At 50.4% G+C, this 21,005-nt stretch carries 22 protein-coding genes; 8 read left to right on the top strand and 14 right to left on the bottom strand.

Features of this window, described 5'->3' with window-relative positions; translation table 11 throughout:
• Positions 1 to 263: 263 nt before the first annotated feature.
• The gene (radC, locus tag ACTHTG_RS03995) at positions 264 to 938 is read left to right on the top strand and encodes a RadC family protein (RefSeq protein WP_039862480.1); all 675 of its coding nucleotides are present in this window, start codon (positions 264 to 266) and stop codon (positions 936 to 938) included.
• 59 nt (positions 939 to 997) lie between these two features.
• Here the strand turns inward: radC and ACTHTG_RS04000 are convergent, their stop codons facing one another.
• The 4 genes from ACTHTG_RS04000 to ACTHTG_RS04015 form a co-directional block, all read right to left on the bottom strand.
• The gene (locus ACTHTG_RS04000) at positions 998 to 1,276 is read right to left on the bottom strand and encodes an NF038104 family lipoprotein (protein WP_004520788.1); all 279 of its coding nucleotides are present in this window, start codon (positions 1,274 to 1,276) and stop codon (positions 998 to 1,000) included.
• Entirely contained in the window at positions 1,264 to 1,596 is a 333-nt protein-coding gene (locus tag ACTHTG_RS04005) for a hypothetical protein (RefSeq protein ID WP_004520787.1), read from the bottom strand. The genes ACTHTG_RS04000 and ACTHTG_RS04005 overlap by 13 nt, the downstream gene beginning before the upstream one ends.
• Before the next feature lie 148 nt (positions 1,597 to 1,744).
• On the bottom strand, positions 1,745 to 2,440 hold the full coding sequence (aqpZ, locus tag ACTHTG_RS04010) for an aquaporin Z (RefSeq protein ID WP_039862497.1): 696 nt from the start codon (positions 2,438 to 2,440) through the stop codon (positions 1,745 to 1,747).
• A 353-nt stretch (positions 2,441 to 2,793) separates the two neighbouring features.
• On the bottom strand, positions 2,794 to 5,847 hold the full coding sequence (locus ACTHTG_RS04015; RefSeq protein WP_004520784.1) for a DNA translocase FtsK: 3,054 nt from the start codon (positions 5,845 to 5,847) through the stop codon (positions 2,794 to 2,796).
• 164 nt (positions 5,848 to 6,011) lie between these two features.
• Here ACTHTG_RS04015 and ACTHTG_RS04020 point away from each other — a divergent pair, with 164 nt between their 5' ends.
• Both ACTHTG_RS04020 and ACTHTG_RS04025 read left to right on the top strand, forming a co-directional pair.
• The gene (locus ACTHTG_RS04020) at positions 6,012 to 6,689 is read left to right on the top strand and encodes an energy-coupling factor ABC transporter permease (protein ID WP_049335881.1); all 678 of its coding nucleotides are present in this window, start codon (positions 6,012 to 6,014) and stop codon (positions 6,687 to 6,689) included.
• 81 nt (positions 6,690 to 6,770) lie between these two features.
• Positions 6,771 to 7,130 (top strand): CrcB family protein, encoded by a 360-nt coding sequence (locus ACTHTG_RS04025; protein WP_003679592.1) that lies wholly within the window; start codon positions 6,771 to 6,773, stop codon positions 7,128 to 7,130.
• A 76-nt stretch (positions 7,131 to 7,206) separates the two neighbouring features.
• On the opposite strand, the gene ACTHTG_RS04030 is transcribed toward ACTHTG_RS04025, so the two are convergent.
• The 5 genes from ACTHTG_RS04030 to ppx all read right to left on the bottom strand — a co-directional run bounded on the left by ACTHTG_RS04030 (position 7,207) and on the right by ppx (position 11,609).
• Positions 7,207 to 7,896: a suppressor of fused domain protein gene (locus ACTHTG_RS04030; RefSeq protein ID WP_004520782.1), complete on the bottom strand. Its 690-nt coding sequence runs from the start codon at positions 7,894 to 7,896 to the stop codon at positions 7,207 to 7,209.
• A 112-nt stretch (positions 7,897 to 8,008) separates the two neighbouring features.
• Positions 8,009 to 8,635, bottom strand: coding sequence for an NAD(P)H-hydrate epimerase (locus tag ACTHTG_RS04035; RefSeq protein ID WP_004520781.1), 627 nt, complete (start codon positions 8,633 to 8,635; stop codon positions 8,009 to 8,011).
• Positions 8,636 to 8,657: 22 nt separating this feature from the next.
• Positions 8,658 to 9,572: a tRNA pseudouridine(55) synthase TruB gene (truB, locus tag ACTHTG_RS04040; RefSeq protein ID WP_004520780.1), complete on the bottom strand. Its 915-nt coding sequence runs from the start codon at positions 9,570 to 9,572 to the stop codon at positions 8,658 to 8,660.
• 69 nt (positions 9,573 to 9,641) lie between these two features.
• Positions 9,642 to 10,013, bottom strand: a complete 372-nt coding sequence (gene rbfA / locus ACTHTG_RS04045) for a 30S ribosome-binding factor RbfA (protein ID WP_003685554.1) — start codon at positions 10,011 to 10,013, stop codon at positions 9,642 to 9,644.
• 87 nt (positions 10,014 to 10,100) lie between these two features.
• On the bottom strand, positions 10,101 to 11,609 hold the full coding sequence (ppx, locus tag ACTHTG_RS04050; protein ID WP_004520779.1) for an exopolyphosphatase: 1,509 nt from the start codon (positions 11,607 to 11,609) through the stop codon (positions 10,101 to 10,103).
• Between the two features lie 172 nt (positions 11,610 to 11,781).
• On the opposite strand from ppx, the gene ACTHTG_RS04055 reads away from it, so the two are divergent.
• The 3 genes from ACTHTG_RS04055 (at position 11,782) to ACTHTG_RS04065 (ending at position 14,519) form a co-directional block, all read left to right on the top strand.
• Positions 11,782 to 12,405, top strand: coding sequence for a lytic transglycosylase domain-containing protein (locus ACTHTG_RS04055; RefSeq protein WP_039863563.1), 624 nt, complete (start codon positions 11,782 to 11,784; stop codon positions 12,403 to 12,405).
• Between the two features lie 202 nt (positions 12,406 to 12,607).
• Positions 12,608 to 13,990 carry an MFS transporter gene (locus ACTHTG_RS04060; protein ID WP_308538276.1) on the top strand — a complete coding sequence of 461 codons (1,383 nt, stop codon included), beginning with the start codon at positions 12,608 to 12,610 and terminating at the stop codon, positions 13,988 to 13,990.
• Between the two features lies 1 nt (position 13,991).
• Complete coding sequence (locus ACTHTG_RS04065) at positions 13,992 to 14,519, top strand: single-stranded DNA-binding protein (RefSeq protein ID WP_004520776.1); 528 nt, start codon at positions 13,992 to 13,994, stop codon at positions 14,517 to 14,519.
• A gap of 73 nt (positions 14,520 to 14,592) precedes the next feature.
• Here the strand turns inward: ACTHTG_RS04065 and ACTHTG_RS04070 are convergent, their stop codons facing one another.
• The 5 genes from ACTHTG_RS04070 to argB all read right to left on the bottom strand — a co-directional run bounded on the left by ACTHTG_RS04070 (position 14,593) and on the right by argB (position 18,740).
• Positions 14,593 to 15,300, bottom strand: coding sequence for an SIMPL domain-containing protein (locus tag ACTHTG_RS04070; RefSeq protein ID WP_039862478.1), 708 nt, complete (start codon positions 15,298 to 15,300; stop codon positions 14,593 to 14,595).
• 112 nt (positions 15,301 to 15,412) lie between these two features.
• Entirely contained in the window at positions 15,413 to 15,904 is a 492-nt protein-coding gene (locus ACTHTG_RS04075) for a DUF1841 family protein (RefSeq protein ID WP_049335876.1), read from the bottom strand.
• 101 nt (positions 15,905 to 16,005) lie between these two features.
• On the bottom strand, positions 16,006 to 16,281 hold the full coding sequence (ftsB, locus tag ACTHTG_RS04080) for a cell division protein FtsB (RefSeq protein ID WP_003679613.1): 276 nt from the start codon (positions 16,279 to 16,281) through the stop codon (positions 16,006 to 16,008).
• Positions 16,282 to 16,304: 23 nt separating this feature from the next.
• Positions 16,305 to 17,591: a phosphopyruvate hydratase gene (gene eno / locus ACTHTG_RS04085; RefSeq protein WP_004520772.1), complete on the bottom strand. Its 1,287-nt coding sequence runs from the start codon at positions 17,589 to 17,591 to the stop codon at positions 16,305 to 16,307.
• 261 nt (positions 17,592 to 17,852) lie between these two features.
• Positions 17,853 to 18,740 carry an acetylglutamate kinase gene (gene argB, locus ACTHTG_RS04090; protein WP_004520770.1) on the bottom strand — a complete coding sequence of 296 codons (888 nt, stop codon included), beginning with the start codon at positions 18,738 to 18,740 and terminating at the stop codon, positions 17,853 to 17,855.
• A 174-nt stretch (positions 18,741 to 18,914) separates the two neighbouring features.
• Here argB and ACTHTG_RS04095 point away from each other — a divergent pair, with 174 nt between their 5' ends.
• Together ACTHTG_RS04095 and lgt are read left to right on the top strand one after the other, a co-directional pair.
• On the top strand, positions 18,915 to 20,045 hold the full coding sequence (locus ACTHTG_RS04095; protein ID WP_004520769.1) for a M14 family metallopeptidase: 1,131 nt from the start codon (positions 18,915 to 18,917) through the stop codon (positions 20,043 to 20,045).
• A gap of 74 nt (positions 20,046 to 20,119) precedes the next feature.
• Positions 20,120 to 20,980 carry a prolipoprotein diacylglyceryl transferase gene (gene lgt, locus ACTHTG_RS04100; RefSeq protein ID WP_004520768.1) on the top strand — a complete coding sequence of 287 codons (861 nt, stop codon included), beginning with the start codon at positions 20,120 to 20,122 and terminating at the stop codon, positions 20,978 to 20,980.
• Positions 20,981 to 21,005: the final 25 nt, after the last annotated feature.

Here is a 21,005-nt window from a genome sequence, read left to right on the forward strand (position 1 = left end):
ATGAAAATGCTTGTAGCGGCTGATTTGAAACAAATAGGAAAGGAAAGGCAGGCAGGGGAACAGGATAGCAAAAATGGGTAACGTTGTTTTTCTGCACAAAAGGGTTTAATTTATATTTAAATGTCTTAAAAAATAATTTAAGATAGAATAAAATACGCAAATTGCATTAATTTTAATAAAATCGTGCGGATTGCGTTTTATGCGGGCAAGATGGTTTTGTTCTAAATAAAAACTAAATCCGCTATATGAATAAAAGGGAAAACATGAGTATCAAAGAATGGCCTGAAGGGGAACGGCCGCGCGAGAAGCTCTTGGCGCATGGTGCGGCGGCGTTGAGTGATGCGGAGTTGCTGGCGATTTTGTTGCGTGTCGGAACGCGCGGTATGAGCGCGGTCGATTTGGCTCGTTATTTGTTGAGCGAGTTTGGCAGTTTGGGGAAGCTGATGAGTGCGGATGCCAAAACACTCGCTGCTTATAAGGGCATGGGCTTGGCGAGCTATACTCAATTTGCAGTGGTCAAAGAAATCGGGCGGCGGATTTTGGGTGAGGATTTGCAGGAGCAGATGGTTCTGTCAAACCCGAAATCGGTTGCGGATTATCTGCGCCTGCATCTTGGGCATGAAAAAATCGAGGTCAGCGTTGCTTTGCTTCTCAACCGTCAAAATCAATTGATTGCGGTACGGGAATTGTCGCGTGGTACGGTGGCGGAAAACACGGTTTATATCCGTGAAATCGTCAAATTGGCATTGGATGAATACGCCGACAGTTTGATTTTGGCACACAATCATCCGGGTGGTTCGGGAAGGCCGTCTGAATCTGATGTGCAGTTTACAGAGCGTTTGAAACAGGCTTTAAGTTTGGTCGATATTACGCTGTTGGACCATTTTATCGTGACGGCAAAAGAAACCTGCTCTTTGCGCGAACAGGGCTATATGTAAGGATGAATGTTCAGACGGCCTCAGTAGGATTGGTTACCTTACTGAGGCCGTCTAAAGGATTATTGCGCTACTTCGTCGGATGAATCTTCCTTATAGACGATTTCTTCCGATTTTGGCTTTTCTTTGCTCTTTTCCTTCTCTTTTTCTTTATCCTTGTCTTTTTTACTGTCGGGAATGGCGGCATCAATCACTGCCCCCGTTCCTTTGACGACCAATTTTCCGGCAGTCAGGACGGTTGTGGCAGCCAAATCGACAGCCGCGCCTATAACGCAGCCGTTAAGCGTCAGACAAAGGGCAAGTGCCGGAAGCAGGCGTTTTGTGCATCTCAATGACTGCATCCGCAGTGTCCTTCATGATGATGGCCGCATCCGAGTGCTTCTTGCCAAGCATCATCATCGCCGTCAAATTCTTCAACTTCGTCAAATTCGCCGTTTTCTACCATGCTTACCAGCTCTTCCAGGCTTTCTGCGCCTTCTACCCAAAAGCAGGGAATATCGGGTGGTGTGTCGGGGGCAAGCAGGGCGGCTTGCTGGTCGTGCCAGGCAATCCAATAGCCGTTTTGCGTTTGTACGAATACGGCATCGGGATGAATGGTTTCGTTTTCGGTATTGACAAGCATTCTGGCAGCGATATCGGTTTGAAAAGGTAAGGTTTGCATGATGGTTTGAGAATGTGGGAAAAGAAAATATTGTAACACGGCAAAAACAAACGCACCGTCTGAGGCAGGCGGTGCGTTTGTGTCTCGGCAACTTGGGTGCGGTCAGTTTAGAAGTGTCAGCCGCACCGGGAATGTCATTCCGTCAAGATTATTTGTCGTTGTTAGCCAAAACGAAGCGGTAAATAGCCGCGCCAACTGCTGCGCCGGCAATAGGAGCCAACCAGAACAACCACAGTTGTTCAACAGCCCAGCCACCTTGGAACAAGGCAACGCCGGTAGAACGTGCAGGGTTAACGGAAGTATTGGTCACAGGAATGCTGATCAAGTGAATCAGGGTCAGACCCAGGCCGATGGCGATAGGGGCAAAGCCGGCCGGAGCCAATTTGTCGGTAGAACCCATGATGATAATCAGGAAGAATGCGGTCAGTACGAATTCGATCAGCAAAGCAGCCATCATGTCGTAACCGTTAGGAGAGTGCTCGCCGAAACCGTTGCTGGCAAAGCCGGAAGCAACAGCATCAAAACCGGTTTTACCGGAAGCAATCAGATACAGAACGCCCGCGGCGGCAATCGCACCGATAACTTGGGATACGATGTAAGGCAACAGGTCTTTACCGTTGAAACGGCCGCCGATGAAAAGGCCGACGGAAACGGCAGGATTGAAGTGGCCGCCGGAAATGTGGCCGACGGCGTAAGCCATGGTCAGTACGGTCAAGCCGAATGCCAAGGCGACACCGGCAAAACCAATGCCAAGTTCAGGGTAGGCTGCTGCCAAAACTGCGCTGCCGCAGCCGCCGAATACCAGCCAGAAAGTGCCGAAAAATTCTGCAAAATATTTTTTCATTTGTTTTTCCTCGTAAAGGGTGGGGGTGTTGCCGAAGGCATGAATCATAATAATATTGCTTCTAATCGAAAAACGGATTTACCTGTTTTTTCCGGTCTTGACAAAAGGCAGTCTGAAAATGGCGACAAATGGATAGGGACATATATTTGGCAGGTCGAATTTTGATTATTGGGACTGGATTTATTTGATAGCGAAGCAAATGCCGTTAATGCAAAAGCATTTGTTTTTGTAAGAAATGCCGTTTACAGATTACTTATTTGCTTGTTTATTTAATTGGAATCTCTGAACCCATTATCTGATTAAAAAAGGCCGTCTGAAAACTTTTCAGACGGCCTTTTATTGATGGAGATAAGTTAATCTAAATGCTCACTGCTTTGCGCCAAGATGGTGCGGTTGCCATTGTTTTCCGCCGGGGAAACAATACCGTCGGCTTCCATTTGATCAATCAGGCGGGCAGCGCGGTTGTAGCCGATGCGCAGTTGGCGTTGGATATTGGAAATGCTGGCCTTACGCGATTTCAAGACAACGGAAACGGCTTCGTCATACATGGGGTCGAGGTCGCTGTCGTTGCTGCGGCTGGTGCTGGTAAAGTCCTCGGTCGAACCGCTGCTTAAAATATCGTCGATATAGTCAGGCGTGCTGAATTGTTTCAAGTATTCCACTACGCGGTGTACTTCGTTGTCTGATGCGAATGCGCCGTGTACACGTTGCGGATAGCCGGTACCGGGTGGCAGGAACAGCATATCGCCTTGACCGAGCAAGTTTTCCGCACCCATTTGGTCAAGAATCGTGCGGCTGTCGATTTTGCTGGACACTTGGAAGGCAATGCGTGTCGGAATATTGGCTTTAATAAGTCCGGTAATGACATCCACGCTTGGGCGTTGGGTGGCAAGAATCAAATGGATGCCGGCTGCGCGTGCTTTTTGGGCAAGACGGGCAATCAGCTCTTCGATTTTCTTGCCTGCAGTCATCATCAGATCGGCAAACTCATCTACCACGACCACGATAAACGGCAGTTTCTCCAATGGTTCAGGATTTTCAGGCGTGAGGCTGAACGGGCTGCCGATTTTTTCGCCACGAGCGGCGGCTTCGGCAATTTTTTGGTTGAAGCCGGCAAGGTTGCGCACGCCCATAAAGCTCATCAGGCGGTAGCGTTTTTCCATTTCGTTGACGCACCAGTTCAGCGCGTTTGCGGCCAGCTTCATATCGGTTACGACAGGGGCGAGCAGGTGAGGAATGCCTTCGTAAATGCTTAATTCCAGCATTTTCGGGTCAATCATAATCATGCGCACGTCTTCAGGCGTTGCTTTGAAGAGCATGGACAGAATCATGGCATTCACACCCACGGATTTACCCGAACCGGTCGTACCGGCAACCAGCAGATGCGGCGCTTTGGCCAAGTCGGTGACGACAGGCTGGCCGGTGATGTCTTGGCCGAGTGCGAGGGTCAGTTTGGATTTGGACTCGGTAAATGCAGGCGAATTGAAGATTTCGCTCAGGCGGATCATTTGGCGTTTCGGATTAGGCAATTCCAAGCCCATGCAGGTTTTGCCTGGGATAGTTTCCACCACGCGGATGGAAGCCACGCCAAGCGAGCGCGCCAAGTCTTTTTCAAGGTTCAAAACGGCACTGCCGCGTACACCGACATCAGGCTCAATCTCATAACGCGTAATGACCGGGCCGGAATAGGAGTCCATCACTTTGACTTTAACTTTGAACTCGGCCAGTTTTTCTTCGATGGTAATGCTGTTTTCCAGCAACTGTTCTTCAGTTTGCGAGGCGCTTGGGTCAAACTGCGGCGGCAGGAGCAGGGCAGTGGTCGGCAGGTGTGCCTCGGTCAGGGTTGCCGAAGTTGGAATAGCTATGCTTGGTGTATCTTCTTGAACGCTTGGTTCTACGCTTCGAACAGGCGTTTCAATGACTGTCTGTGTATATTCAGACGGCCTTGCGATTGTTTCAACAGGTTCAACAGGTTCAATCGTTTCAACCGCTTGAATCGCTTCTGTTTCCGCTTGTACAGGCGCTTCCGGCTCACCATCGAATTCTGTTTCTTCTTCCGCAGATTCGCTGATTAAATAATCGCGGATACTGCGTTCAGGCTGATTGCTAACATGCGCATTGACTTGCGAATCAAAAATCGGCACTTGGATTTTATGTTCGAAAGCAGGCGGCTCGGGGATATCAATCGGTGCAATCGAGGTTTGGAAAACGGGCGGCTCGGGAATATCGGTTTTCGCCATCGGGACAACCGGTACGGCAGGCGGCTCGACTACGGTTGCGTTTGGCGCGGCAGGTCGGGAGATATAAGGGGATTTTTTAACAGGCGCAGCCGGTTTTGGACGGGACGGCGTTGCCGATACGGCAGGTTGTGGTGCAACAGCTTCCGTGGCAGCTTGTTTGCGCGCCCATCTTTCGGCGGCCGCTTCGGTATGGCGAACTTGACGGCGCAGGCTGGCAGGACGGCTGATTTGTCCCAAATTGGCCAGAATTTCGTCATTTTCGATGGTGCGCGGAGAGTAGTCGCGCAATGGGGCGACGGCCGCAGCTAGTTTGTGGCGGGCGGCGGTGCGGCGGGCAAGGTTGTCGTGAATATCTTCCGCTTGGATTTCAGAAGGGAATGCCTGCATGGAAGTATAGGGGAGGATGGCTTCTTTTTCGGCAGTTCTTAAGGCCGTCTGAACGGTTTCGATATGCGGCGCATTGGCTTCTGCCACGCGGACATTATTGGCACGCGCCAAGGCACGCTCGCGTGTGCGGCGCAAGATAGGGTCGTTGTAGTCGATGATTTCCATGCCGGTCATCGGCAGGGATGAAGCGCGCAATAATGGAGTTTCAACTTCGTCTTTGTAAATCGGCGCATTTTTTTCTGCCAAATGCTCGTTCCATTCTTCAACCGCTGCTTCGTGCAGGGAACGGGTGGCTTCTTCTAATGTGATTTCTTCAAAATTGCTGTTTTGCACCAAAGACGGGCTGTATTCGGGAGTTTCCATTTGTGCAAACGGCGTGATTTTAGGAATACGTTCCGGTTTGGCAGATTTACGGGTTTTAGGCGCAACTTTGATTTCTTCTTCGGTAGCTGCGATGTGTTCCGGCTCTTCGGCAAACGGCTCTGCTGCATGCTCTTCGTTTGTTTCGGCGCGTTGCGTTTTATTGTGTTCGAGCGCAGAAAGCAGGCGGATGCGGGCGATTTTATGGTTGTCGGCAGTGTGCTTGTTCATACTGAACAAACGTTTCAGGCTGTCCAGTTGGTCGGAAAAACCGACCGGGCTGTCTTCTTCGTTTATTTCTTGTTCGTCGCCACTGAGTCGGGCCAATTCTTGGCGCCACTTTTGCTCTTGTTTCTGGCGCCACCAGAACAAGCCGGCTATGACAGCAAGCAGAATTAAAGCCAATATTGTCCAAAGCATGCGTCCATCCCCTTAATTAAACGGCAAAGTCCGTTATTCTAACGCTTTTTTCGGGTAAACAAAACCAGCCGAAACAAGCTTTAACGGCAAAGGCAGACAGGATTGTCAAAGCTATGGCTTGAGACGCGTATAATAGGCCGTCTGAACATTTTGCGGATGAGATGATGATTTTTCAAAACGGATGGTTTCCCGTTGGTGTCGTGATGGCGGCATGGCCTGTGTTGCTGGTGATTTTTGCTTTGTGTGCAAAGCAGGCATGGGTGTCGGTATCGCAGCATCGTTCCGCTTTTTTGGTGGCTGCCGTGATGTTGCCGCTGGCTTGGAGTTTGAATGCCTCCCCGGAAAGCGGACAACTAGCCGGCATGAGCTATCATTTGCTTGCCTTAAACTTGACAGCTTTAATGCTGGGCACTTCTGCCGCTTTCTGCCTTGGCGTATTGCTGTTTTTTCCGTATTTGTGGCTTTGGGGCGATTGGCATATGTTCCCCATCAATGCCTTGTCCGTATTGCTTCCGCCTTTATTGGTGAACTTGGGTTTCCGCCATTGGGTGTCGCGTTTGCCTGCCAATATATTTATCTTTATTTTTCTGAATGGTTTTTGGGCTGCGGCGGTCGGAATGGTGTTTACCGGCGTAATTTTGGTCGGTTTGTTAGACTGGGCGGATGTATTTGATACGACGGTATTATGGAAAACCGCCTTTCCTGTTTTCTTCTTAATCGCTTGGGCAGAGGCATTTTTGAGCGGTATTTCAACAGCTATTTTCATCGCGCTCAAGCCGCAATGGATTTGTACTTTCGATGACGACAGGTATTTGAAATCCGCGCCTAAGATTTGGCAATAAGATATGAAGGCATCCTTGCTGGGTTTTCAGACGGCCTCATGACCGGATGGCCTGTTTTTTGAATTGAATGTTTAACTTGTTATGTTTGCGTATATTTTTCCTATTGTTTGCGGTGCCGCTGTTGGGGCTGTATTGCGTTGGTTGTTTGGCTTAGTGCTGGTGTCTTCTGCGCCTTTTTCTATCGGTACATTGGCGGCAAACTGGCTGGGAGCGCTGCTAATCGGCGTATTGGCAGAACTCTTAACCGATCCGCAATGGCGTTTGCTTTGGATTACCGGCTTTCTCGGCAGCTTGACCACATTTTCAGGTTTTTCAGTGGAGATGGTGGGTTTGATGCAGGCGCAACGTTGGGGCATGGCTTTGATGGCGACCTGTCTGCATGTTTTCGGTTCGTTTGGTTTGACGGCGCTGGGGATTAAATTGGCTCAGATTTGGAAGTAAGTTGCTATTTTTTATTTGAAATATAAACTAAAGGCCGTCTGAAAATTTGTTTTCAGGCGGCCTTTGGCTTTATCAATTAGGGTTGTACATAGCTTTTTGTACGCGCTAAATCGGTAATCAACAGCGGATTGTCTTTGCGCATCATATCGATCAGCTCTTGGCAACGTTTGGTTGTTGGATCTTGCCAGAGCCAGTCAAGCTCGGGCTGGGTAAGGCCGACCATCTGCAGAAATTGAACTTCACCGTTTGGCGTTTTGATAGCGGGCAGCTTGGGGTCTGGTGCGAAGGCTACGCCGACGATGGCGGTTTCTGTATCCATTCGGATAGGGTCGTTAGTTGAAGTAAAGTGATAGGCTTCAAACCAGTTACCACTTTCAAAAACGTAACGGCCAAGATTATTCATTAGATTAATTGCCCAGTAAGGCTCGTGTTTGGTGTTGTAGCCAGAATCCGGATCCTGATCGTAAGGGGGAGTACGGAAGGTAAATTCAAATCCCCATTTACTGTAATCTGCACCGGCAAGTTCTGGATTAAAGTAAAGTTCGCTCATGCCGTAGGAAACAATGTGGCGATGGAAGGTTTGCTCTTCGCAATCATAAATACTACTGCCGTCTAATGGGTCATCACCACCTAGAATGTATTTGATAATAGAGCCGTAATGACGAGGTTTGATATCACCATAAAGTGCTTTAAGCACAGCATCGATGGCTTCCCAGCCGACGGCTTGATCTTCTTTAAAAGTTTGGCGGTATTCTTGTTCGTTCATTATCTGTTTCCGTGTCGTTGATAATTTGGTCGTAAATTAATTGGCGTGTTTCTTTTAGAATGTGTTGTTTCTAAAAATAAAGCGATTTAAATATGACATCTTATTTGCTTTTTTAATCAATGCCAATAGGTAAACAGACGGTTTCTTGACAATAGGTTTTGCCGGATTCGCTTAAATGTGCCGGTTTGTAGGCGGCAAAGGTGTAGGTCAGGTCTGCGCGGAATGTGTCGGGATCGGCTTCGGCGGTGTCGCAGTTGAGGCCGGTGGGGATATCGAGGGCGACCTTCAGGCCGTTTGAATGATTGAGTTGGCTGCAGAGGGCGGCGATTTCGGTTGGAAGTGCGCCACTGAAGCCTGTGCCGAATATGCCTTCGATAATGATGTCGTAACCTTTTTTCAGACGGCCTTCCAGTTCTTGTGCGGATATCAATTCAATATGGGGCAAACCGTTGAGGCGTTCGCGATTGGTTTGAGCTAAAGGGGAGAGGTTTTCTCCGAGTGAAAACAGAATATCGATGTGCCACCCTTGCGCCTGCATATATCTTGCCATGACTAAGCCGTCGCCGCCGTTGTTGCCTTTGCCGCAAACAATCAGGGCGCATCCGGCTTGAGGATGACGCTGCATGAGGTCTCGGGCGGCAGAACTGCCGGCGTTTTCCATTAGTTGGTCGAAGCTTGTGCCTTTATCGACGGCTGCTTGTTCGCGTTCGCGCATTTGGGCGGCGGTATAGACTTTCATGATCGGCTCTCTTTGCAGGAAGTTATTTATCGGCGGTATTCATCAGGCGCAAGGCTTTCAGACGGCCTATTTCTTTTTGATATTCCACCAGTCCGATAAATGCGCCGTCTCGGTTGTATACACGGATGGGCTGTTCGGCGGAAATGTCTTCGGTAAACTGGGGGCGTTGGCCGTGTTTGAGCATGGTAATGGCGTAGTCGTTTAACTCAAGTTTGGGGAAATGTTGCACCAAGACATCGCAAGGCAGCAATAGGGCATCGCGTTCGGCTTCATCCAATTCTGTCAAGGCTTCGAGCGTGTGGCTTTGGGCAATGGTAAAGCCGGCGGTTTCAGTACGGCGCAGGGCGGTCAAGTGGGCGAATGTGCCGATGTGTTTGGCGATGTCTTCGCTGAGTGTGCGGATGTAGGTACCCTTGCTGCAACGTACGTCTATCACGGCTTTAGGTGCATAAAATTCAGTGATATCAATGGAGTAAATGGTGATGTCGCGCGCTTTGCGTTCGATAACGATGCCTTTGCGTGCGTATTCGTATAGCGGTTTGCCTTCGTGCTTGAGGGCGGAAAACATCGGCGGCACTTGGCGGATATCACCCGTTAAGGCTTGGCAGGCCGTCTGAAATTCGGACAATGAAATATCGGCGCGTGCGGTGGCAATGATTTCACCTTCGGCGTCGCCCGTACTGCTGGCTTCGCCCAGTTTCAGAGTGGCCGTATAGGCTTTGTCGGCATCAATCAGATATTGGGCAAACTTGGTCGCTTCACCGAAACAAACAGGTAGAAGCCCTGTAGCCAAAGGATCAAGTACGCCGGTATGCCCGGCTTTTTCGGCACGGAACAAGCGCCGCGCCTTTTGCAGGGCGGTATTGCTGGAAAGGCTTTCAGGTTTGTCGAGGAGAAGAACGCCGTTGACAGGGCGTTTGGTGGGTTTGGCTGTCATATTAAGTTGGGGGAGTGTTAATGTTTAGGCCGTCTGAAAGGGTTCAGACGGCCTGTGTGTTTTAATCAATCAGTCTTCAACCGGTTTTTCCGCCGCTACTTGGTCGATCAGGCTGGAAATACTCATGCCGCGTTCGAGTGATTCGTCGTATTTGAAGTGCAGCTCAGGCGTTTTGAAGAGTTTGATGCGTTTGGCCAATTCGCTGCGCAAATGACCTTTGGCGTGTTCCAAAGCTTCTTCGGTAATGTCGCGTGTGCTGTCGTCGAGGACGGTGTAGAACACGGTTGCGTGGCTGTAATCGCGGGTAACTTCGACTTCGTTGATGGTGATGAAGCCTGCGCGCGGGTCTTTCAGGCCGGTGCGGACGAGTTCGGCAAGCTCGCGCATGATTTGTTCTTTGACACGGTCTTGGCGGGCATAGCCACGTTGGGGTTTTCTCATGGTTTTCCTTGATGTATGGCAGGCTGTCGTTTTCAGACGGCCTGCGGTTTGGATTTTGAACAGCTGCCTATTATAACGGAGCGCGGTTTATTGTGCTTGAACCGAGAAAGGCATATCGATTTTTTGCCATTGCGCGCTTTCGTAGTCCAGCGCATCGGCGATGAGGGGGTGTTGCTCCAGCCATTGGGCGTTGATGCGCAAGATGAAGCTGTGGTTGTTTTCATCGATGCGAAGCTGGGTTTGCGGCGGCAAATCAAGCGGCAGGCGCGAGCGGCAGAAGAGGGCTGCCAGGCGCAGGGACAATACGGCACACCACATGATTTCGTTGTTACCGATAATGTCTGCCATTTTCTTAAGGTCGCCGCGATGGCCGATAACCAGTTGCGCCAAAATGGTTTGCTCTTTGCGTGAGAAGCCCGGCATATCGGCGTTTTCGAGAATGTAGGCGGAGTGTTTGTGATAACCGGTATGGGCAATATCCAAGCCGATTTCATGCAGACGGCCTGCGCGGCTGAGGTATTGGTTCCACAGGGCAAGTTCTTGAACGGTTACGTTTTTGGCGTGGCACAGGCTGTTCATGAAGGCTTGCGCGGTATCGGCAACGCGTTTGGCTTGGTTGAGGCTGACGTGGTAGCGTTTTTGGAACTCCGCCGTTGTCTGTTCGCGCATATCGACATTGAGGCTGCGGCCGATTAAGTCGTAGAACACGCCGTCGCGGAGGGCAGCCTCGGTAACGGTCATTTTGGTCAGCGAAAGCTCTTCAAAAGCGGCCATCATCACGGCCAATCCGCCTGCAAAAACTTCGATTCGTTCGGGTTTGAGGTTTTCAAATTTGGCTTTTTTAACCGAACCGGCTTCGATAATCCTATCGGCAAGATAACGCATGCCTTGGGCGGTAATGTCGGCTTCTTGCGGCAATTCGGCTGCCAAAACGTCGCGTATGGATTTTGCCGAACCGGACGTGCCGATGGCGAAATCCCAACCGGTACGCTTCATCATTTTGCTGATGCGTTGGATTTCAATACGCGCGGCGGAAACGGCGGCTTGGAAATCTTTGGCGGTCACTTTGTTTTGGAAGAAGCGCATGCTGTACGTTACGCAGCCCAAAGGCAGGCTTTCTGTGGTCAGAGGTTGCAAATCCGAGCCAATGACAAATTCGGTCGAACCGCCGCCGATGTCGATAACCAGCATTTTGTCGCCTTTGGGCGGCAGGGTATGCACTACGCCGGTGTAAATCAGACGCGCTTCTTCGCGGCCGGCAATCACTTCGATGGGGAAACCCAGCGCTGCTTCGGCACGGGGCAGAAATTGGGCGATGTTTTTGGCGACGCGGAAAGTGTTGGTGGCCACCACTCGCACGTTTTCAGGTTGGAATCCGCGCAGGCGTTCGCCAAATTTTGCCAAACATTCCAAGGCTTGTTCTTGAGAGGCTTCACTCAGGTTTTTTTGTTCGTCCAAGCCGGCGGCAAAGCGAACCATTTGTTTGAACGAGTCGATGACTTTCAGCTGGCCGTTGTTGTTTTCACAAATTTGCAGGCGGAAACTGTTGGAACCCAAGTCGACGGAGGCTAAAACGTTGGCGGGAGTGGTGGTCATAAAAAATACCGCTTGATTAGAAAAACCTAAATGTTACTTGAGGCGGTATCACTTGACAATAAAAGGAATACAGCTCTTTGATTCTGCTCATAGATGTATTTTATAATGCTGATTTTAAGCAAATATATCAAAGGCCGTCTGAACTTTTCAGACGGCCTAAAAAGAGAAACACATGAAATCGGAAAACCAAGATTCCTTATTTTTATCGCGCCGCCGTCTGTTGCAAGTGGGCGGAGCCATGCTTTTGACGCCTGCGACCGCATGGGCGGGGGCGCAACGTGAAGAAACGCTGGCCGATGATGTGGCTTCCGTGATGCGTAGTTCGATCAATAGTGCCAGCCCTGCGCGGCTGGTGTTTGCCGATTCGAGGGAAGGGGAACGTTGGTTGGCGGCGATGTCTTCCCGATTGGCACGCTTTATTCCCGATGAGGGCGAGCGCCGCCGTTTGTTGGTCAATATTCAATACGAAAGCAGTCGTGCCGGACTCAACACCCAAGTGATTCTGGGTTTGATTGAAGTAGAAAGCGCGTTTCGTCAATATGCCATCAGCGGAGTGGGAGCGCGCGGTTTGATGCAGGTGATGCCGTTTTGGAAAAACTATATTGGCAATCCGTCGCACAATCTTTTCGATATCCGCACCAATCTGCGCTATGGCTGCACCATTCTTCGCCATTACAACAATATCGAAAAAGGCAATATTGTCCGCGCTTTGGCAAGGTTTAACGGCAGTTTGGGCAGTAATAAATATCCGAACGCCGTGTTAGGCGCGTGGCGAAATAGATGGCAGTGGGGTTGATTCAGGATAAATGGGATAGGGCGGATCTTGCGTGATGCTGGTTTTCAGTTGAAACTGTTTTATACCGATGAAGCAGGTTTGCGATAAACAGCTTGCGATTTGACCCCATGCAATTCCTTTGAATCCTGTATAATCAGAAAATCTGTTAATTCACACTTTCAGACGGCCTTTCGCAAACTTAAGGCCGTCTGAAACATTCTTTATGGCAAGAGATAACCGCATTCAAATGTTTCCGCACGAGTGGCGTGCCAGTACCACACTTTCCGGCGTTTACGCACTGCGTATGTTGGGGATGTTTTTGGTGTTGCCTGTTTTGGCGATGTATGCCGCTTCGTTGCCCGGCGCAGAAAACAATAAAGCTCTGGTCGGCATGGCAATGGGTATTTACGGGCTGACACAGGCTTTGCTGCAACTGCCTTTGGGCATGGCTTCCGACAAGTTCGGCCGTAAAAAAGTGATTTATGCCGGCCTGATTGTGTTTGCGGCGGGTAGTTTTTTGGCTGCAGTTGCCGACAGCCTGCAGATGTTGGTTGCCGCGCGTGCCATTCAAGGCGCGGGTGCCGTCAGTGCGGCGGTAACGGCTTTGCTGGCGGATTTGACCCGTAATGAAGTGCGGACGCGTGCGATGGCGATGATCGGCCTGAGTATCGGCTTGACCTTCTCCGTCAGCCTAGTGCTGGCACCGATGATTGCCAGCTTTATCGGCGTATCCGGCCTGTTTGCGCTGACCGGTATTCTGACTGTAATCAGTATCGGCGTGGTTGCTTGGATGACGCCTGATCCCGAAGTGTCAAAAATGCACGAAGACACGCAGGCGCAGCCTTCGCGTATGGGCGAGGTATTGAAAAACCGCCAACTGCTCAATCTCGACTTCGGTATTTTTGCCTTGCATGCGGCGCAAATGGCTTTATTTACCGCATTGCCGTTTGCCATGACGCAGTTGGGTTTGGAAAAAATCCATCACTGGCAAGTCTATCTGCCGTCAACCATTACCGGCCTGATTATTATGGTGCCGCTGATTATCGTCGGCGAAACGCGCAACAAGCTCAAACAAGTGTTTATCCTTGGTATCGTCTGCATTACCGCGGCGCAAATAGGTTTGCTGTTTGGAATGCACTCGGTATGGTTGATTACCGCTTATCTGATTGTTTACTTTATTGGTTTCAATGTATTGGAAGCCAGCTTGCCGTCTATGGTGTCAAAAATTGCTCCGTCCGATTTGAAAGGTACGGCGATGGGCGTATATAACACCATGCAGTCGGTCGGCTTGTTTGTCGGCGGCGCAACCGGTGGTTTATTGTTCCAAAAATACGGTTTTGCAGGCGTATTTGCCTTTTGTAGCGTACTGATGTTGCTGTGGCTGGTATTGGCAGTCATTTCGCCGGCACCGAAGCCTGTCAAAAACCTCAGCTATCCGCTTAACGCCGAATGGCAACAAAATCCGGATTTGCTCTACCAAAAATTGACCGAAATTGAAGGCGTTGAAAGCATCAGCTTTAGCGCAGACAAGCAAACCATTTATATCAAGGCCTTGCAAAAAGGATTCGACCAAGAGGCCGCCGAAAAAATCATCACAGGAGTGTAAAATGTCATTGAATAAAGTTATCCTCATCGGCCGCCTCGGCCGTGACCCGGAAGTCCGCTATATGCCCAACGGCGAGGCCGTCTGTAACTTCAGCGTTGCCACCAGCGAAACTTGGAACGACCGTAACGGCCAGCGCGTAGAACGTACTGAATGGCACAACATTACCATGTACCGCAAGCTCGCCGAGATCGCCGGTCAATACCTGCGTAAAGGCAGCCAAGTGTACCTGGAAGGCCGTATCCAAAGCCGTAAATACCAAGGCAAAGACGGCATCGAGCGCACCGCTTACGACATTATCGCCAACGAAATGAAAATGCTTGGCGGCCGCAACGACAACAGCGGCGGCGCACCATACGATGACGGCTACAACCAAGGCGCTCATTCAAGCCAAGGCAGTTACCAACAAGCGCCACAACAGCAATACCAATCTGCTCCGGCTCAAGAACCCCCAGCAGCCCCAGCCCGTCGTCCCGCTCCGGCACAACCGACCGCTCCGGTTGATGATATCGACGACGATATTCCATTCTAATCATTGAGTAATATAAAAGGCCGTCTGAAAAATATACTTTCAGACGGCCTTTAAAATGATTTCAAAGAAAATCCTACATTTGCACCGAGCCGTTGACGGTCAGGCTGATCTCTTCCGAACCTGGGGAGGCTGGTACGCCATCTTCTATTCCTGCCGCTACTTCTGCGGCGGGGATTGCACGCAGCATTTTGGCGCGTGCAAAATTGCCGCCGACTTGACGGTTGCCGATGTGACCCAGGTTGAGTTTAACGATTTTGTAGCTGGAGAAGCCGAGTGTTTGGGCGAGGTTTTGGGCGCGATCTTTGAAGCGCAGGATGACGGCCTTGCTCAGTTGGTCGACGGTTTCTTCGCGTTTTTCTTTGGATACGGAAAACGAGGAGCTTTCCAAAATGGCGATATTGATGCTGTCGGCAATCAGGCGGTTGAGTGCTTCAAAGTCTTTGCTTTCTACTTTGAAGTAGGCGTGTTCTTCCCAGCCGGTTTGGGTGCGTTTGCCGTTGGTGTATTGATAGCGCGGGGATGCGTTGCGCTCCATCAGCTCGGCTTTAAGTTTGCTGTTTTGGGAGATTTTGTTGAACTGGTTGAATTTCTTCATGAAAGCTTGGTTGGCGGCTTGACGGTCTTTGCCTTCTGCGTTGATGCTGAAATGCGCGGTCATGGTATCTCGCGGCACTTCCATGTTGGCGGATTCGGAAAATTCAACGATGTTGTAATTGAGGCTTTCTGCTGCAACGGGCAGGGAGACGGCTAGTAGTAGGGCGGTAAGGGCTGGGCGGAGCATTTTGGTTTTCCTTGTAATGCGGATTTCAAAAAAGTAATTTAGCATGAAAGATGGAAATGTTGGCTTTGGCAAGCGTAAGGATTTGTATGGGGTGAAGCCGTCTGAAAAGAAGTTACTTTGTATCCATCAGGCCGACTTCATGGGGATTGAGGCGGGCTTTTTCTTCTTGGCCTAAGCCGACCAATTTCCGTAATCGGGTCATGTAGGCATTGACGTCAAGGCCCCGTCCGTAGCGTTGCGCTTCCCAGATGGTTTCTGCCAAGGCTTCCATCATATCGTGTTCGGCTTTGACCCAGTCGCCGTTGTAACGGGCGCAAAGTTGGTGGTGGATGGCACGGATGCCCGGGGGCTGGTCGATGGCGCTTTGCTCTTGCAGGGAAAGGTGTAGCGACATATGCAGGAATGGGTTGCTTTCGCCGTCTTCGGGCAGCCATTCTTTATCTAAATATTGTTCGATGTCTTCGAGATAGTGTCCGTATTCGGGATGGGCTTCGATAATGCGCAATGCTTTTTGTTGCAGGCCGTCCAATTGGAGCGGTGCGAGTCTGTGTTGCCAGACGTGGGCAAAGAATCGGCGGACATCGTGGGTGTTTACGTCATACATGATGAGTGTGATTTGATTTTGGGATATGTGATTATATAGCGATTGCGATGAAAAAGGCCGTCTGAAAAATATGTTTTCAGACGGCCTTTGTTTTGCAGGGTTTAGCGGCGGTCGATGATTCGGTAATACACTTCGCCGTCTTGGACATAGCCCAATTCGACGCGGGCAATTTCGGCGATGGCCTCTTGTCCGTGTGCCAAGTCTTCAACTTCCGCATTGAGGAAATTGTTGCGCAAAGTGAGCGTTTGGTTTTTTTCCTCCTGACGGACGAGCTGCTCCTGCAATTCTTCCGTATGCCCGACGCTGCCTTTACCAAACCAAAGGCTGTACTGACAGCACAAAAGTGCGAAGGTTAAAACAAAAGTCACCCACTTCATACAATCAATATCCTATATTCTGCTTATTTGCCCAATTGGTAGAATGCGGCTTTGCCAGGGTAGTAAGCGGCTTCGGCCAATTCTTCTTCGATGCGCAACAATTGGTTATATTTCGCCATGCGGTCAGAACGGGACAGGGAGCCGGTTTTGATTTGCATACAGTTGGTAGCAACTGCCAAGTCGGCAATGGTGCTGTCTTCGGTTTCACCGGAACGGTGGCTCATTACGCTGGTGTAGCGGTTGCGTTTGGCCAAGTCAACGGCTTTCAGGGTTTCGCTCAATGTACCGATTTGGTTGACTTTGACCAGCAATGCGTTTGCCACGCCTTTTTCGATGCCTTCAGCCAAGATTTTTGGATTGGTTACGAACAAGTCGTCGCCGACCAATTGAACTTTGCCGCCCAATTTTTCGGTCAGCAGTTTCCAGCCTTCCCAGTCGTTTTCGTCCATACCGTCTTCGATGGAAACAATTGGGAATTCGTTAACCAGGCCTTCCAAGTATTCGGCAAATTCTGCGCTGGTGTAAGAGCGGCCTTCGGCTTCCAAGTGGTATTTGCCGTCTTTGTAGAACTCGCTGGATGCGCAGTCCAGGGCGAACAATACGTCTTCGCCTGCTTTGTAGCCTGCGGCTTCGGTTGCTTCTACGATCAGTTGCAGGGCTTCTTTGTGGCTGTTCAGGTTAGGTGCGAAACCGCCTTCGTCGCCCACGGTAGTTGGGAAGCCTTTGGCATCACACAGTTTTTTCAGTGCGTGGAAAATTTCGGCGCCGCAACGCAGAGCTTCGCGGAAAGATTTTGCGCCGACAGGCATGATCATGAATTCTTGGATGTTCAGGCTGTTGTTGGCATGTTCGCCGCCGTTGATTACGTTCATCATCGGAACAGGCAGAGCCATTGGGCCTGCGCCGCCCAAGTAACGGTACAGCGGCAGGCCTGAATCTTCAGCGGCTGCGCGTGCTACGGCCATGGAAACGGCCAAAGTGGCGTTGGCACCTAAGTTGCCTTTGTTTTCAGTACCGTCCAATTCGATCATGATTTGGTCGATATAAGATTGTTCGTTGGCATCGATACCGATGAGGGCTTGCGCGATTTGGTTATTGACGTGGTCAACGGCTTTCAATACGCCTTTGCCCAAGTAACGGGATTTGTCGCCGTCACGCAGTTCCAAAGCTTCTTTTTGGCCGGTTGATGCGCCGCTTGGTACGGCTGCGCGTCCCATGACGCCGGATTCCAACAATACGTCACACTCTACAGTAGGGTTGCCGCGGGAGTCCAAAATTTCGCGTGCAAAAATATCAACGATTGCGCTCATGAATATCTCCAAATAGGATGGTAAAAGAAAAGTAGCTTTGTTACGTTTCAGACGGCCTTAAGGATGATTGCCAAAGTCTGATGAATGCAGACATTATACCGTCTTTGCCAGGTATGGCATCGGAGTCGGTATGAAACCGACTGTAAGTTTGTTTCACGTCAATATCGCTCAAACAAACATAAGCCGTATAGTGTAACATTTTTTACCCTTTTTAGGGTGAAAAGCTGATTAAATAAGGCATAAGGCCGTCTGAAAAACGGATTAGCCTTCGCCCAAAATCATCGAGCCTACGCCGTCATCGGTCAGTACTTCCAAGAGCAGGGCGTTGGGAACGCGGCCGTCTATGATATGCGTAGCTTTGACCCCGCTTTTGGCGGCCTCGACGGCGGAGGCAATTTTAGGCAGCATTCCGCCGTACAGCGTACCGTCTTCAATCAGTTCGTCAATGCGGCTTGGCGTGAGGGTGGTCAATAATTTGCCTTCTTTATCCAGTACGCCGGGGATATTGGTCATCATCAGCAGTTTTTCGGCTTGAAGTTTTTCCGCCAGTTTGCCGGCAACCAAGTCGGCATTGATGTTGAACGCTTCGCCGTTTTGGCCTACGCCGATGGGTGCAATGACAGGAATGCAGCCGCGCTCAACCAAGCCTTCCACCAAACGGGTATCGATGTCGGCCACTGTGCCGACTTGGCCGATGTTCACGCCTTTTTGTTCAGGCGTGTCGATCAGGAGTTTTTCCGCTTTGATGAAGTGGTTGTCCCGGCCGGTAATGCCGACGGCGCGACCGCCGAAGGTAGTAATCATGGAAACGATTTCTTTATTGACGTGTCCGCCCAAAACCATTTCTACAATGTCCATGGTTTCGCTGTCGGTCACGCGCATGCCTTGAACAAATTCTCCTTTTTTGCCGACTTTTTCCAACATTTCATTAATTTGCGGGCCGCCGCCGTGAACGATGACGGGATGCAGGCCGATTAGTTTGAGCAGGACGACATCGCGTGCGAAACCCTCTTTTAAGGCAGGTTCGGTCATGGCATTGCCGCCGTATTTGATGACGATGATGGAGCCGGAAAAACGGCGGATATAAGGTAAAGATTCAGCAAGGACGCGCGCCTTGATGGAAGGGGAGACAGATTGTTGCTGGGTCATGGTTTCAACCTTGTTTCATGATTTCTGCCTTTATCTTAATCCCAAAGGCCGTCTGAAACAATATTTCCAAGCGCTTGAAATCCTGTTAAATCAGTTAAATGGTTGAAACCAGCCTCATGCAAACGGTAAAATGACGGTTTGCTTCGGCCTCTTCGCCGATTACTAAGGATACCCATGATGAAAATCAGCACCCAATTCGATGCCGGTTCGGTCGTTGTCAAAGACTTGAGCAACCCTGCCGATATCCGTCTCGCCCTGCGTCCCGACAATGCTTCGGAGTTTGCCCAATGGTTTTACTTCCGTTTGCAGGGTGCGGCCTATCAAAACTGCGTGATGCATTTTGAAAATGCGGCGGACGCTGCGTATCCTTTGGGCTGGGAGGACTATCAGGCTTGCGCTTCTTACGACCGCCAAAATTGGTTCCGCGTGCCGACCAGCTACGAAAACGGCGTATTGACCATCAACCATACGCCTTTGTCCAACAGCGTTTACTACGCTTATTTCGAGCCTTATTCCAACGAGCAGCATTTGAACCTTTTGGGCGATGCTCAGGGCAGCGGTTTGTGCCGTATCGACGATTTGGGCAGTACCGTTCAAGGCCGCGACATCAACCTTCTGACCATCGGTAACCAAGTCGAAAGCGATATGAAAGTCTGGATTATCGCCCGTCAGCATCCGGGCGAAACCATGGCGGAATGGTTTGTCGAAGGTTTGCTGGGTCGCCTGCTTGATCCGCAAGATCCGACCGCGCGCATGCTGCTTGACCGTGCAACTTTTTACATTGTGCCGAATATGAATCCGGACGGTTCGGTTTTGGGTAATCTACGCACCAATGCCGCCGGCGCCAACCTCAACCGCGAATGGGAAACCCCGACTTTGGAGCGAAGCCCCGAAGTCTTTACCGTCCGTGAAAAAATGATGGAAACCGGCGTGGATTTGTTCTTGGATATTCATGGCGATGAAGGTCTGCCGTTTGTCTTTGTGGCCGGTACCGAAGGCGTGCCGAACTACAACGAGCGCATCGAAGCCTTGGAAGACCAATTCAAGCTCGCGTTGCTCAATGCCAGCCCCGATTTCCAAGACGATTACGGCTATGACAAAGATGCGCCGGGTCAGGCAAACATGACTTTGGCGACCAACTGGGTCGGCAATCATTTCAACTGCCTTGCCTATACTTTGGAAATGCCGTTTAAAGACAATGCCAACCTGCCGGACGACGATTTCGGCTGGAACGGCCAACGCTCGCTGCGCTTGGGCGAGGCAATGTTGTCTGCTATTTTGAATGTGGTTGGCGATTTGCGTTAAACTATCCGATACCGCATACAGGCCGTCTGAAAGTTCAGGCTTTCAGACGGCCTTTGAGATAAGGAACACACATTATGATGATACATCCCCAGTTTGATCCGGTGCTGATCAGCATCGGCCCGCTTGCCATCCGCTGGTATGCCTTGAGCTATATTGTTGGCTTTATCCTGTTTACGATTTTGGGCCGTCGCCGTATCGCGCAGGGCAATTCTGTGTTTACCAAAGAAACACTCGACGATTTCCTGACTTGGGGTATCTTGGGCGTGATCTTGGGCGGCCGTATCGGCTACGTTTTGTTTTATAAATTTTCCGACTATCTGGCCAACCCGTTGGATATTTTCAAAGTTTGGGAAGGCGGTATGTCGTTTCACGGCGGCTTTTTGGGTGTGGTCGTTGCCATGTGGCTGTTTGGCCGTAAGCACAACATCAGCATTTTAAAATTGATGGATACCGTTGCGCCACTCGTACCGCTGGGCTTGGCTTCCGGCCGTATCGGCAACTTTATCAACGGCGAACTTTGGGGACGCGTGACCGAACTCAATGCTTTTTGGGCAATGGGTTTTCCGCAAGCGCGTTACGAAGATGCGGAAGCTGCGGCGCACAATCCTTTGTGGGCCGAATGGCTGCAACAATACGGCATGCTGCCGCGCCATCCGTCTCAGCTTTACCAGTTTGCCCTTGAAGGCATTTGCCTGTTTGTCATCGTTTGGATTTTCTCGAAAAAACCACGTCCGGCCGGACAAACGGCGGCATTGTTCTTGGGCGGTTACGGTTTGTTCCGCTTTATTGCCGAATTTGCCCGCCAGCCTGACGACTATCTCGGCCTGTTGACCTTGGGTTTGTCCATGGGTCAATGGTTGAGCGTACCGATGATTGTATTGGGTGCGATTGGTTTTGTTTGGTTTGGTCGTAAAAACAGCGTTGCTAAAGCATAAATAAAACAAGAAATAAAGGCCGTCT

Origin of the sequence: Neisseria sp. P0017.S009 (genome assembly GCF_051957375.1) — a bacterium.
Lineage (GTDB): Bacteria > Pseudomonadota > Gammaproteobacteria > Burkholderiales > Neisseriaceae > Neisseria > Neisseria perflava.

Excerpts from the sequence above, each read along its gene's own strand:
- ACTHTG_RS04055 (WP_039863563.1), top strand. The coding sequence starts at position 11,782 with ATGAAATCGGAAAACCAAGATTCCTTATTTTTATCGCGCCGCCGTCTG.
- radC (WP_039862480.1), top strand. The coding sequence starts at position 264 with ATGAGTATCAAAGAATGGCCTGAAGGGGAACGGCCGCGCGAGAAGCTC.
- ACTHTG_RS04030 (WP_004520782.1), bottom strand. The coding sequence starts at position 7,896 with ATGAACGAACAAGAATACCGCCAAACTTTTAAAGAAGATCAAGCCGTC.
- ACTHTG_RS04075 (WP_049335876.1), bottom strand. The coding sequence starts at position 15,904 with ATGTATGACGTAAACACCCACGATGTCCGCCGATTCTTTGCCCACGTC.
- ACTHTG_RS04015 (WP_004520784.1), bottom strand. The coding sequence starts at position 5,847 with ATGCTTTGGACAATATTGGCTTTAATTCTGCTTGCTGTCATAGCCGGC.
- eno (WP_004520772.1), bottom strand. The coding sequence starts at position 17,591 with ATGAGCGCAATCGTTGATATTTTTGCACGCGAAATTTTGGACTCCCGC.
- argB (WP_004520770.1), bottom strand. The coding sequence starts at position 18,740 with ATGACCCAGCAACAATCTGTCTCCCCTTCCATCAAGGCGCGCGTCCTT.
- ACTHTG_RS04035 (WP_004520781.1), bottom strand. The coding sequence starts at position 8,635 with ATGAAAGTCTATACCGCCGCCCAAATGCGCGAACGCGAACAAGCAGCC.
- ACTHTG_RS04005 (WP_004520787.1), bottom strand. The coding sequence starts at position 1,596 with ATGCAAACCTTACCTTTTCAAACCGATATCGCTGCCAGAATGCTTGTC.
- truB (WP_004520780.1), bottom strand. The coding sequence starts at position 9,572 with ATGACAGCCAAACCCACCAAACGCCCTGTCAACGGCGTTCTTCTCCTC.
- ACTHTG_RS04095 (WP_004520769.1), top strand. The coding sequence starts at position 18,915 with ATGATGAAAATCAGCACCCAATTCGATGCCGGTTCGGTCGTTGTCAAA.
- lgt (WP_004520768.1), top strand. The coding sequence starts at position 20,120 with ATGATGATACATCCCCAGTTTGATCCGGTGCTGATCAGCATCGGCCCG.
- ACTHTG_RS04070 (WP_039862478.1), bottom strand. The coding sequence starts at position 15,300 with ATGCTCCGCCCAGCCCTTACCGCCCTACTACTAGCCGTCTCCCTGCCC.
- ACTHTG_RS04060 (WP_308538276.1), top strand. The coding sequence starts at position 12,608 with ATGGCAAGAGATAACCGCATTCAAATGTTTCCGCACGAGTGGCGTGCC.
- ACTHTG_RS04065 (WP_004520776.1), top strand. The coding sequence starts at position 13,992 with ATGTCATTGAATAAAGTTATCCTCATCGGCCGCCTCGGCCGTGACCCG.
- aqpZ (WP_039862497.1), bottom strand. The coding sequence starts at position 2,440 with ATGAAAAAATATTTTGCAGAATTTTTCGGCACTTTCTGGCTGGTATTC.
- ACTHTG_RS04000 (WP_004520788.1), bottom strand. The coding sequence starts at position 1,276 with ATGCAGTCATTGAGATGCACAAAACGCCTGCTTCCGGCACTTGCCCTT.
- rbfA (WP_003685554.1), bottom strand. The coding sequence starts at position 10,013 with ATGAGAAAACCCCAACGTGGCTATGCCCGCCAAGACCGTGTCAAAGAA.
- ppx (WP_004520779.1), bottom strand. The coding sequence starts at position 11,609 with ATGACCACCACTCCCGCCAACGTTTTAGCCTCCGTCGACTTGGGTTCC.
- ACTHTG_RS04025 (WP_003679592.1), top strand. The coding sequence starts at position 6,771 with ATGTTTGCGTATATTTTTCCTATTGTTTGCGGTGCCGCTGTTGGGGCT.
- ACTHTG_RS04020 (WP_049335881.1), top strand. The coding sequence starts at position 6,012 with ATGATTTTTCAAAACGGATGGTTTCCCGTTGGTGTCGTGATGGCGGCA.
- ftsB (WP_003679613.1), bottom strand. The coding sequence starts at position 16,281 with ATGAAGTGGGTGACTTTTGTTTTAACCTTCGCACTTTTGTGCTGTCAG.